At 43.7% G+C, this 14,009-nt stretch carries 2 protein-coding genes and 1 riboswitch; both genes read left to right on the top strand.

Annotated features, from left to right (window positions below; genetic code table 11):
- The first annotated feature begins 13 nt into the window (after positions 1–13).
- Complete coding sequence (locus QNH36_RS22740; protein ID WP_283904339.1) at positions 14–4,921, top strand: Ig-like domain-containing protein; 4,908 nt, start codon at positions 14–16, stop codon at positions 4,919–4,921.
- 140 nt (positions 4,922–5,061) lie between these two features.
- Positions 5,062–5,151: riboswitch (cyclic di-GMP riboswitch) on the top strand.
- An 85-nt stretch (positions 5,152–5,236) separates the two neighbouring features.
- Positions 5,237–14,008, top strand: a complete 8,772-nt coding sequence (locus QNH36_RS22735; RefSeq protein WP_283904338.1) for an RHS repeat-associated core domain-containing protein — start codon at positions 5,237–5,239, stop codon at positions 14,006–14,008.
- The last annotated feature ends 1 nt before the right edge of the window (position 14,009 follow it).

The following is a 14,009-nucleotide window of genomic DNA, read 5'->3' as shown; positions in this document are numbered from 1 at the left end:
AGGAGAAAAAGAGATGCTTGAACCTAGGAAAAAGAAAAAGAAGCCCCGAAATAAATGGGCAATCGCTCTTCCACTCGTGCTGGTGTTAATTTCTTCGGTTTTGATTTTAAATGGAAAGGTTCTGTCGGAGCAGACAGAGCCCAAAAGGTATATTTCTTTTGATGGCCAACAATGGGAGATGAAATCACAGCCTTTGGGGACTCTGTGGACAAACAAAGAGAATATTTCCTTTGTTGTCGATTTGCAAGATGATTATGGAAGAATTGAAGACAAATCTAATATAAACCCAGACGTTGATAAGCCTATCACAGTTTCGGCAACACAAGGAGAAAACTCCATTAATAATATAGCTGTTACTCCTCAGGGAATAGGTGAAGCTTTTACGGGGTTATACAATATTACCGTTCCAGTGGCTGCTGACGGGGCTGTAAAGATCAACATTGATATAGCACATCTTGAAAAATGGAAAAATCCTGCTTCAGCAAGTTCCTTTGCTGTCCATCGTGACATTACAAAACCTGCAGCAGAGTTAAATGGTCCTGATGGCTCCGTTAACGATGATTTTTACACAAAAGATGTTACTTTAACGGCAGAAGTGAATGAAGTAAACCTTTTACCGAATTCGATTAAGATCTCCAAGAAAAAGAATGATGAAGCGGCAGTGGTATTTACAGCTGATGTTGCGGAAACTGGAAAGTATACAAAGGATATCCTTTTTAAAGAAAACGGCAATTATGAAGTAACCATTGAAGCAAAAGACAAAGCAGGAAACGAAGTATCAAAAATTTTCTATTTGACAGTATCAAAGCCTGGAAATGAACCAAAAGTATCTGTGTTTAACATGACAGATGGGGGAAAAGTCATCAAGGATTATGCAATAGCAAAGCGAATTGGTGTCAAGGTTGACAGTGAAATTTTGATTGGGGAAGCAAGTCTGGTCATTATCAAAGATGGTGAGGAACTTCCCGCGCAGCAAATGGTTCCTACAAAAAGAACAACAGAAATATTCGAGTATGATCTCACAAAGGGTGGTACTGCAAATCCGGACGGAATTTATTTAGTCAAAGTAACCGTTAAGGACCATCACAATAAGGGGATTCTCCATGACCCCGTCTCATATTCTTTCGTGGTTGATAATACAAAGCCTGAATTCACTTACAGTTTCGAGAAAGATAAGGCTTATAGCTTGCAAAGCGATGAGAATATGGAAGTTGAGATCGCACTGGATGAAGCTAACATACAATCTTCTAATGTAACGGTGAAATTGCAGTATGCCAACGGAGATAAAAAGGACGTCTCGACAAGGAATGGTAATGGTAAAACAACATTCACAGCGTCTGAAGAAGGTGAATATACCATTCAATCAAATGCCATCGATAAAGCTGGCAATGAAATAAACGAGACTGCCAAGTTTAAAATCGATAAGGAATCCGGCCCTATCATCTCGATGAAGGCGGGAAGTCTGGAAAATGAACAACTTCAAGGCAAGTATTTTAACAAGGATACTCAAATTGATTTTTCCGTCACAGATTTAACCCTGATTGAAAAGTCTCTAACCATAAAAAAAGATGGTGCAGAAGTTAAACATGATCCATTTACACAATTTCTATTCACAGCTTACACAAAACATATTTTTAAAGAAGATGGCAAATACAGTGTTGAAGTGACAGCAAATGATTTCTTCAATAACCCGAACTCTAAAGGTCCATTCACTTTTATCATGGATCAAAAACCTCCTATCCTTGAAATCCAGGATTTAAATGATGGTGAAGACTACGGCGGAAAACAGGAATTCACCATCAAGGTGACGGACGAGAACTTTGATTTTGATAATACAATGATCTCTGTCTGGCGTGACGGTGAGGACTTAAAGGCTAAACCGGTAATCGAGAAGATAAAAGAAGGTGACCTTGAAGGCGCACTATATAAGTATAGCTACAATGCTGACGGTAACTATGAAATCCGTTTTGACATCCAGGACAAAGCAACAAATAGACCGGTGAATGATTCAGCAATCACTTTCACGATTGACCAGAATGAACCGAAGCTAACGGTAGAAAACCTGCAGCAAAGTGGCCATTACCCAGGATTGAAGGATGCGACCTTCACCATAGAAGACTTAACACTTGACCTGAGCAAGTCCCTGCTGAAAGTCACAAAAGAAGACGGGACAATTGTTGAATATGACAAGTGGACAAAAGAAAATAAAGGTAGACTGAAAACTGCTTACCAGGTCCTGTCTTTTGAAGAAGAGGGAGACTATAAGTTAGAATTCTCAGGCTATGACAAAAAGGGAAATAGCTATGCCATTAAGCCGATATCTTTCACGATTGATAAGGCGAAACCGGAGCTTACTTTAAGTGGAATAAAAGATAGGGACTTTGTAAAGGGCGGAAACTTGATTAAGGTCCAGGTTGATGAGCATAACCATGAATACATGAATGTAGAGGTCTATTACAAGATAAATGGTGGGGAGAAACAAAAACTTTCCTGGACCGATAAGGGTGAAAAAACTACAAATGACTACACATTCAAAGGCGACGGAAACTACGAATTCACCGTCATAGCAACGGATAAAGCAGGAAACCAGTCAACCATGAAAAGGACTTTCACTGTGGACGATACTCAGCCGGAAATTAAAATTACTGGCGCTGAAGATAATTCGTTCAATAACAAAGACCGAGAGATTAAAATCCAGGTAAACGAGCGAAACTTTGAAAATAATAAAGTGGAAATCGAGTTTAAAGTGAATGGGGAAAAGGTCAAGTATCCTGTTAAGTGGGAAAACGTTGATCAAGAAACAATTTTAAAGCACAGGTTTGAAGTTGATAATGACTATGAAATCATTGTTAAATCAGAAGATGCAGCTGGAAATCGTGCTGATATGAAAACTCTCAAGTTCACGATTGACAAGACAGAGCCTAAAGTAGAACTAGCGACAGAGATTCAAGATGGTAATGACTACAGAAAGAACATGCTGGTCAAAATGAAAGTTGAAGACCGCAATATCAATCTTTCAAACACAGAACTAAACGTTGAGAAAAATGGTAAGCCGTACAATGTTGGCAAGTTAAAGTTGCTTGCTGATTCAAAAACAGTTGCGGTAAATAGCTATACATTCTTTGAAGAAGGCAAATATATCATCAACCTAAAGTCAACCGACAAAGCCGGCAATTCAAAGAGACATGATCAACTTGCTTTCATCATCGACAAAACCAATCCAATCGTAAAAATCGATGGAGCAGAAAATAACTCTTTCAATCCTGAAAGCAAATATGTCACCATCTCGATTGACGAACTGAATTATAAAACGAACAATGTGAGCATCAGCGCGACGAAAGATGGAGCTGCATTCCCTATTGGTACATGGAAGAACAGCGGAAAACTTTCGAAGCTGGGCTACAATTTTACCAGGGACGGCCTATACACAATCCTCGCGACTGCAGAGGACAAAGCCGGTAACGGTCCAATCACTGAAAAAAGGACCTTTACAATCGATAAGACCAAACCTGAAATTGACATCACTGGTGTCGAAAATAACGCCTATTACAATGTTGATAAACCTGTTAACGCTACAATCAAGGACGTAAACCTGGATATCAACAGAATCGCTGTGACTAGAAACGGTGCAAGATATAACGCTGGCGGCTTCTCTGTTAATGGAGATCTCGCTTCCTTCCGCCACAACTTCAGCGGAGAAGGTGAATACAACATCCTGGTTGAAGCAACCGACAAAGCAGGCAACAGCTTCAGCAAGACGATGAAGTTCACCATCGATAAGACGAAGCCTGTCATTACGCCGAAGTTTAAAGGACAGAATCGTGTCATTAAGAATGGCGAGTATATCAATGAAGTATTCACTCCAGAGTTTGCCCTGGATGAAGCAGAGGATATGATCGTATCGGCTACTCTGAACAACGGCGCAAACCTTGGCAGAAACATCCCTGTTGCAGCAAAGGAAATGAAATACACATACAAGGTTCTTGCTCGCGACAAAGCCGGCAATGAATCAACACTGGAAATAGGCTTCACACTTGATACTACAAAGCCAATGCTGAATATTTCCGGCGTACTCGATGGATTCTTCAATAAAAACATTGCGCCGAAAGTGACGTATTCAGACATCCATCTGGATAGCAGCAAGACATCCGTAACCTTGAACGGCAAGACATTCGAAAACGGAACAAAGCTTGAATACGAACAGGATTATATTTTAAAAGCAGTCGTAACAGACCTGGCGAATAATATTTCATCAAGAACGATTGTCTTCACAATCGATAAAACATCGCCAGTCATCAAGTTCAAAGAGCCGATTTCGAATAAGTATTTCAACACCGACCTTCTGCCTCAGCTTTTGATCGAGGACATGAGTTCTTATGACATCATTGCGATGATGCTTGATGGAAAACCATATGAAGCTGGCGACCCGATCAAGGAAGAAGGAAAGCACGTCATGTTCTTCGAAGTAAAGGATAAGGCAGGCAACATCCAGCAGCTGAGCGTCGAGTTCATTATCGACAAAACCGCGCCAAAGGTAGTTTATGAAGGTGTGAAAAATAAAGAAAAATACTATGACCCTGTTGACATCGCCATCCGCCTCGATAACCCGAATGACAAAATAAAATCTGTCATGATTAACGGCGAAATGTTCGAAGGGGACGTATTAGAAGAAAATGGCTACAAAGTAATCAAAACCAAATTGGCTGAAATCAAGCCTTACGAAATCGCAGTTACCGCATATGACGAAGCAGGCAATGAAAAAACAACAGTCATTTCATTTGAAATCGTCGAAAAGGGAGCATTGGTGAAGTTTTATGAAAATAAACCTTTGCTTGGCGGTACACTGGCCGGAGTAGTAGGTCTTGTAGTTGCCGCAACTACGGTAGTGATACGCAGAAGAAGGATGAAAGTTGAAGAATAAAGAAAAAGAATCCAGAGGAATCCATCCTCTGGATTCTTTTTTTCGACAATAATTAGGAAAATTGTCCTATTTTATAAAAAATAATCAGAATTTGTAAAATAATGTAGTATAGTTATATTGAACTATAACTTTATAACTATTCAAGTAAAAGGCAAACCCGTTGAAAGGCGGGGACGCAAAGCTTCAGGCCTAAGGTGGGTATATCCTATTATGGCGGCTGGGTTGCCGTGAATCATTCATCCTAGTAAACTCCTTTTTTACCGGTAACCAAAAGGCGAAGTATGCCCTTTTACAGACGGAAAGAAAGGAGTTTTTATGTATTTTAAAAGATTTACCGTAATATTTTTATCTGCAATCATCCTATTCAGTAGTGTTGGGGTCTATCCAGCACAGGCATTTGCTGAGAAGAAGGCTTTTGAACAGGAGTTTTATTCGAATCCTGAGAACCTTCTTGGCCTGCTGCCGGAAATCGACCAGCATCAGCCGGTCAACAATCCAGCCCAGGGAATCAAGCCCCCGGTGCCAAATACTTCACCGGAAATTCCAAACAGCCAGGTGGCTCCACGAAAGCAGCAGCAGGCACCGCCGCCTGCAAACACGACTGCTGAACCACCTATCAACATCGAAAACGGATATTTGGAACTGAAGGAAGAAGATATTCTTGTTCCGGAAGTATTGCGTCCGTTTGGCATCAAGAGAGATTACTCCAGCAATAATACCGAAGATGGTCCTTTTGGGAAAGGCTGGACCACATCACTGGAATCAAGACTCGAAATGTATGCCGAGTTTTCAATGGGAGAAAGCCGCCTAGACGGCAGCACCCAAAGCTACGCATTCGACAAGAAAGATCCGAATGCCTATGTGACCGAATACGATGAAGACTCCATGACAAACTATGAGCTTGACAAGGGCGAGTATATTACAGCGGCCAATGGCGATAAGCTTACAAGGATTAGCCAGTTTGAGTATGTTGTTGAAACAGCTGATAAAACAAAATATACCTATTATGGCTACTATGCATCGTGGAGAAAAGGCCAGGACGAAAAAGTCGGAAGATTGGTCAAACAAACAGATCGTTATGGCAACAGCATTCAATACGGTTACGACAATAAAGGCAAGCTTGAAACGATGACAGACGATTACGGCCGCACGATCCAGATCAAATGGTCAGGCAGCCATATCAGTGAGCTGATTGATCCAGAAAACCGTAAAATCAGCTTCTCTTATGATGGCTCTGGAAGACTGGAAAACGTAAACTACCCAGGAAATAAATCAATCACTTATTCTTATGACGGCGGCCGTATTTCAGGGATCACAAATGGTGAAGGGGAAACCACTTCATTCACGTATGACAGCAACAATCGTGTCAAAACGGCGAAAAATCCTGCTGGCGCTGTCCTGTATAGCTATTCTTATACAACTGACGGTTCAGGAAAACTGACGAAAACCATTAAGCAAAATCCAGCAGGAGAAGCATGGACTTATCATATTGCAAAAGAGAAGGCTGTCCGTGTCACTGACCCGCTGGGATATCAGACAAACTTTGAAAACAACGATAATGGAAAGATAACGAAGAAAATTTCCAGCACAGGAACAGAAAGCTTTTCCTATGATGATAAGGATCGTATTAAGACAAAGACTGACATATTTGGCGTAACCACAACCTATACATATGAGGACTTATGGAATCAGCCAAAAACGATCAATGAATCCACTGGAAAATCAACCGTTTATGACTACGATTCCAACGGAAAATTAACAAAGAAAACGGAAAATGGAATTGTTACGACTTATGGCCACGACAGCAAGGGCCGCATGCTTTGGGCGAAGGATTCTGCTGGCGCTCAAATCACCTTCGAATACGACGCTTTTGGCAACATGAAACAGGCGAAGAACGCAAAAGGTGAAATCACCAGCTACACTTTTGACAGCCTTGGGCACATCAAATCGATGCAGGAGCCTAACGGCTATAGAGAGCAATATCAATATGACGGGGATGGGAATCTCCTTAAGATCACCTATGCTGATGGGAAGACGCTGCAGTATTCCTATGACAAGGCTGGCAGGATCCTGACGATTACCAACCAGCTGGGTCAGGTGACATCCCATAAGTATGATAACGCTGGCAAACTGGAAACCATTACAAACCCAAAAGGATACCAATATGTCTATTCCTATGACAGCAAGACTGGAAGGGTAAAAACTGTAACGGCACCAGGAAACCAGGTGATATCCTATGATTGGGACGGACTTGGCAGACTGAAAACCTTTAAAACAATCGAGGGTACAACCTCTTATGTTTATGGAGAGCACGGGGCGGAGAAAGTGACATCGCCACGGGGTACACTCGAGTATGTTTATAACTCAAAGGGCCTGGTTGACACAATCAAGGATGAGCTTGGCCGCACAACCAGCTATAAGTACAATAACTCCCAGCAGATTACATCAATCACTGATCCAGCAGGAAGAGTACAAAGCTATGAATATGATTCAATCGGGCGTTTGAAAAAAGAGAAATCTTTTGATGGCCAGACAGTCCAGTATGTCTATAACGGACTTGGCTTATTAAAGGATAAAGTATATGAGGACGGCACAAAAGAATCTTATTTATATGATTCTATTAGACAGGTTTATAAAAAGACGCTCCGTGACGGAACCACCGAGGAGTATACTTACCATCCTGGCGGGCAGCTCGCCACAGTGAAAAATGCTCTCGGACAGGTCACGAGTTATGATTATGATAAAAACGGCCATGCAACAGGGGTAATCAACCCTGCAGGAGGAAAGATTACCTATTCTTATAATGCGATAGGGAACCTGACGGCGATTAAAAATCCGCTGAACCAGGTCACTTCATTCTATTACGATGAATTAGGCCGTACCGAAAAAATCATAGGTCCAAAAGAAAGCACTCAAACCTTCAAATACGATGAACTGGACCGCCTGGTTGAAACAGTAGACCAGATGGACAGAGTCCATAAGTGGACCTATAATGCAGCAGATAACACATCAACTTACACTCGTCCAGATGGAACGAAACTGACATACAAATACAATAGCCTGGGCTTGATCAGCGAGTTTAGCAACGCTCTTGGCGAAAAGACAGCCTGGACCTATGACAAGGCAGGCCGTCCAACCATCATTGAGGACGCACTCGGCCAAAAAACACAATTTTACTATAACGTCCTTGACCAGGTCACAAGGGAAACACGGCCGGATAATGCTGTTACAGAATACAAGTACAATGATGCAGGCAGATTATATGAGGCCATTAATCCGCTAGGGCAGAAAACGACACTGTCCTATGATTCATTCGGCAGAGTGACAAAATCGGAAGATATCAAGGGAGCAACCAGCTATACCTATGATGTGATGGGCCGGACCCTAACCATGACGAACCCGCTCAAGCAGACGATGACATGGGCATACGACAAGCTTGGCCGGGTTAAAGAGATGGTGGATCCGCTTCAAGGGAAGACAGAGTATCAATACAATCCATTAGGACAGGCAGAGTTGGTGACACAGCCTAATGGAGCCGAACAAAAAATGAAGTATGACGCCTTGGGAAGGGTTACGAGCATGACTGACCCTCTTGGCAATAATACTTCCTACCAATATGACGAATTCGGCAACGTAAAGACAGTAACCGATGCCCTTGGCCAGAATTCCGAAATGGAATACAGCCTTGCAGGTGAGCTGCTTTCAGTGACGGATCCTGCAGGAAATAAGACACAATACCAGTACGATAAGCTTGGCCAGCTGATCAAAACAATCAACGCGCTTAATCAGGCAACATCCTATGAATACGACCAGGCCGGCCGTTTAAAACAGGCAATCATGCCGAATGGTGCAGTCACTTCACATAATTATGATGCACTGGGAAGAAATATAGAAACAATCGATCCAATGGCCGGGGTCACCAAGTACCAATATGATGAGGTCGGAAATATCCTTGAAACTGTCGATCCTATGGGGAAAAGCAGTTCATTTGATTATGATGCCCTTGGCAGGCTGGTATCTGAAACAGACCGACGCGGCAAAACGACGAAGTATGAGTTCAGTGATCAGGCAGGAATCGTAAAAGTAACCGATCCAACTGGAGCAGTCATTAGCCAAAAATTTGATGCGCTCCAGAATCTGATTGAGGAAACGAATCCTTTAGGGAACAAGACATTTTATAAATACGATCCTCTTAACCGTCTGACGGAAGTGAAGGATGCACTCGGCAATATTGAAAAAACAACTTATGACTCAGTGGGCAATGTCCTTTCGGCAGTCGATAAAAATGGCCATGCAACAAGCTATGAATATGACCTTGCTGGCAACATGACAAGCATGACGAACCCGGCGGACGGGAAAATTTCCTACCAGTATGACAAACTGAACAGATTGGCTGCCCAGTCAAACCCAGACGGCGGAAAATCTGCTTACAAGTATGACAAGCTTGGCAATCTCGTACAGGAAATCGATCCTGAAGGCGGAATCTGGGCTTACGAATATGACGCCATTGGCAGGAATACAAAAGCAATCGACCCGCTGATGCGCGCAACAAAGTACAAGTTTGACAGCGCCGGGAATCTTGAAGTGCTGACAGATCCGGCTGGAGGGGAAACCGGATTTAAATATGACCTGCTCTCCAGGACCCTCGAGAAGACAAATCCTGCGGGAGAGACATGGAAATACACATACAATAAAGTAGGCTACCTCCTTGAGGAAACCAATCCTCTTGGTTTTAAAACGAAGTATACGTATGATGCGGAAGGAAATGTATTAAGCGAAACAGATCCGCTTGAGCACCAGGTTTCGTACCAATACGACGAAATCGGCCGTCCTGTCCAGGTAACAGATGCAAAAGGCTACAAGACTCACTGGGAGTATGACAAAGCCGGGAACATGCTGACTGTTAACAATCAGGTTGGTGCCGTAACCAGCTATAAATACGACCCACTGAACCGTCTTGTTGAGGAAATCTCTCCTCAAGGAAATACGAGAAAATATGAATATGACAAAGCGGGCAATCTTGTAAAAGAAACAGACCCTTTAGGCTACAATACCTCTTATCAATATAACTCTTTGAATCGGTTATCCAAGGTAGAGGATGCTTTAAAGGGAACTGCCCAATATGAATATGACAAGCTCGGCCAGATGATCAAGCAGACCGACCCGAATGGAAACATGAGAAGCTGGCAGTATAATCTTAATGGCCAGGTTTCAAAAGAGACAAATCCGCTCGGCAAGCAGACGCAATATTCATATGACCCTGCAGGCCAGCTCGGAAGCGTCACGATGCCGAATGGCAATACGGTTGCTTATCAATACTCACAGCTGAGCCAGGTGAAAAGCGCCGACTATGGCGATGAAAAGATCAACTATCAATATGATAAAGCCGGAAGATTGTCGGAATTGTCTTCCCCTGCATCCCATGAAAAATATCAATATGATGCGATGGGCAGGATGACATTGCAGGACAATGTAAAGCTGGAAAAACAGCTGCAATTCAAGTACGATGCAGTTGGAAACATGCTCCAGGTAACAAACAGCGAGGATCGGACCACTGCCTATACCTATGACGAGCGGAACCAAATGTCCAGTGTGACGGATCCTGATGAAAACGTCACATCCTTTAAGTTCGATGGCCTGGGCCGTGAAATCAAGAGAAGCATGGCGAACGGCAACACCATTGCCAGAAGCTATGACAAAGATGGAAACCTGTCTGAAATTGAAAACAAAAATTCAGATGGAGTCTTCTCTTCCTTTGCGTATCAGTATGATAAAAACGGCAATCGTACTGCGCAGATCGAGGAAGACGGAGCGGCTACAAAGTATAGCTACGATGCCTTGAATCGATTGACAGAAGTCATTTATCCAAAGGAGAAGATCAAAGGACTGAGGAATGAGCCGGATACTCCTTCCGATGGCAGCAAGAAACCGGGGAAAATTTCAGAGTCGATTGAATCAGGAATAGAGTCGATCGAATCTGGAATGAAGAAAATACAAGAAAAAATTGTTGCCCTTCCTCTTATTGGTGACATGATTGGCGGTTCTGAGGAGAAAGACGCAACAGGCACCTCAGTGTCCGAATCAGAAAACCCGGAAAATGGAAAGGTTGGCAAAGAAGAAGCTCTGGATTCCACTCTTGATTCTTCTAATGCTGAGGATGAAGTGAAGGAAGCAGCAGCTTCGTCAGACTCAAAAGACAAAAAGACTGAGGAAGAGAAAAACGAAAACAAAATCATTGCCTTTATTAAAGAAAAAATAAAAGCAGCGGCAGAGGCAATCGGAAGGTTCTTTAAGAATCTGTGGGAAAGCATAGTCAGCTTCTTTAGCGGCTCTAAGGCCGAAGCAGCAAAAGCTGATGTTTCTGAAACGGCACCAGGTTCGGAGAAAGGACAAAAAAATAAAGAGCCTAATGCTTCAGATGAGAAGAAGGCCAAAGAGGAGAAGACTACAGGAAAGCCAGAAGAGAAAACTACTGGTGAAACTAAAGACAAGGGCAAGTCTCCTGCTCGAGAAGACAAGAACAAGTCTGATAAAGGAAATAATCCAAACAAGGGCGGAAAAGACAGCTCTGAAAAAGGAAAAGGAAAACCGGCAGAAAAGGAAAAACCGTCTAAGGGCAAAGAAAACAACGGCAAAAATAACAAATCACCTTTATCATGCGGACCTGATGGAAACATCGAACTTGACCTAAGCAACGGACCAGTGGATAACCTGCCAGATTATTTGGTGAATCCACAAAGCAAAGTCAAGTACACCTACGATGCAGCCGGAAACAGGCTGACGATGACGGATGACGAAGGAACCAGCGAATACACGTATAATGCCATGAACCAGCTGCAGACAGCTGGAAAAGAGCGTTATGAGTATGACGACAATGGCAATGTCATCTCCAAGACAAACAGTGAAGGCAAGGTTCAGTATAGCTACAACAACAGGGACCAGCTGACCCTCGCCGAGTTCGAGGATGAAAGCTATGTCGGCTACTCCTATGACGGAATGGGACGCCGCATCTACCGGGAAGAAATGTCCTGGAAGGATTTCGACGGCCTGAAAAAAGGGCAGGAAAAAGGGAAAGGCAACGAGAATAGTAAGGGCAAGGCCAAAGTCAAAGCCAACTGCAATGACAATGCCAAATCCGGAAACGGCCCATTCAACAACCCGGGACAGGGCAAGAAGCTTGGCCTGTACAAGAAATACGGTGAGAATGGCAAGGATCATGTGTACCACAAGGAAACGACCTACCTGTACGAAGGCCTGTCCAATGTTCTCCATAAGGAATACAGCGCGACCGGATCTCCTTATGCAGAGTACTACAACGGACCGGACAACCAGATCGTCTCACGTAAGATGTTCGGCATGCATGGATTGTCCAACCCGGCACACGACCCGGCTTTGAAAACAACTGGCGGCATGCTTTATTACCAGTATGACGGCACAAGAGCCGTATCCGAGGTGACCGACCGCCACGGCGACATGATCGAGCGTTACCGCTATGACGCGTTCGGCAGCATCTTCACCGGCACGACGACGCCATATAACTACCATGGCTACACCGGCATGCGCTACGACGGCAAATCCGGACTTGTCGACATGAACGCCCGCTGGTACAACCCGGGCACAGCACGATTCATGAGCGAAGACACCTATCCAGGTGATGTCAGTCAGACCCAGACACTCAACCGTTACGCCTACGTCATGAACAACCCGGTCAACCAGTGGGATCCGACGGGGCATATGGCAGAAGATTTATTCGGAGCGGCAGTACCAGCATGGGTGAAAGCAGGGGAGACCAACCTGATCCAGGTGGGTACCAATACCCATGAATATTGGGAGCCAGTCTATCCGGGCACATCACCGAAACCAGTGCCATCGGAAATCATGCTGGTCAACACAAGCACGGCGAAGGATGGAATCACTGACACCTACCAGCAGTCATTCACCACGACGTGGTATTACCAGTACACGACGATCCTGATCCAGGATGATATTTTCAAAAGGCTTCATGACCCAAGGGAGCAGTCCTTCTCAGAAACAGAAACTTATCAGTGGGATGTCTTCATCTCCGCAGAGGAAATCGCCAAAGGCAACCAGGAGAAGATCAGGGCCATGGTTGGGTTCCCGGTTGATGCCAAGCTTGTCTCGGTGGATGTATCGTTGCCGCAGGCCTATGATCGATTCCTGCAGAAGGAATTAGCGAAGCTAGCCAAAGTGACGCAGCCTGAAACACCAAAAGCCCCGAAACCAGAGAAGAACTGGTGGGATATTGGATTAGGTGCTCTACAGGTAGTAGGAGGAGCAGCAGAAGCAGTCGGCGGTGCGGCATTGGCAGTCTTTACAGCCCCTACCGTAGCGGGAGCATTAGCGGGATCCTATATGATCGTGGACGGCTATTACAACATGAAAGCTGGCATCAACCAGATGAGGAATGGCTTTATCGGAGAAAAACGGTACGACACGACTCATGGGTTGGAAGAAGCCTTCGCATCCTTAGGAGCGATGACAGGGCATGAAACCCTGGGAAGGGGAACGTATTACGCCGTTTCCATCCTCAACCCGTTAAGTGTTTCCGGGAAAATCAATTCAGGGGTAAACATCAGCAAAGCCGTGACAAGTACCACCAAGAGCCTGAAAGCAGTCGATACAGCGACGAAGGAAGCTCCACTTTTAAGAATGGATTTGCAGACCTTTGCGAAGAATCCAAGTGATGATTTAGCTGCTAAGGGTAAGGGTAATGCGAAGTTTACACAGACAACTGCATCACCAAATTTCAGCCAAGAAGGAAAATTTGCTGGCAAAACAATTGGAGAAGTTTCAGGTATGATTCGAAATGGTCAAATAAATGTTAAGGATGTTCCTGTGGTTTATATCGAAAGGAATGGTGTAAAATTAATCGAAAATACTAGATCTTCATTAGCACTAAAACGTGCAGGTATTGCAGAATCAGATTGGAATTTAGTCAATAAAACTGGAGACTCAGTAATTGAAGCCAAAATAACCGAGAGATTGTTGCGAAATGGATTGGACAATTATGGAACGGATGTTCTTAGAATTACTGGTGTAGGAAAAAATGCTAGTAGTTTAAAATGAG

Origin of the sequence: Mesobacillus sp. AQ2, assembly GCF_030122805.1 — a bacterium.
GTDB lineage: Bacteria > Bacillota > Bacilli > Bacillales > Cytobacillaceae > Mesobacillus > Mesobacillus oceanisediminis_A.
The sequence above is the reverse complement of the archived record's forward strand: the minus strand, read 5'-3'. Positions and strand labels throughout refer to the sequence as shown.

Bases quoted from the DNA above. Each gene is read 5' to 3' on its own strand.
- QNH36_RS22735 (WP_283904338.1), top strand. From the start codon at position 5,237: ATGTATTTTAAAAGATTTACCGTAATATTTTTATCTGCAATCATCCTA.
- QNH36_RS22740 (WP_283904339.1), top strand. From the start codon at position 14: ATGCTTGAACCTAGGAAAAAGAAAAAGAAGCCCCGAAATAAATGGGCA.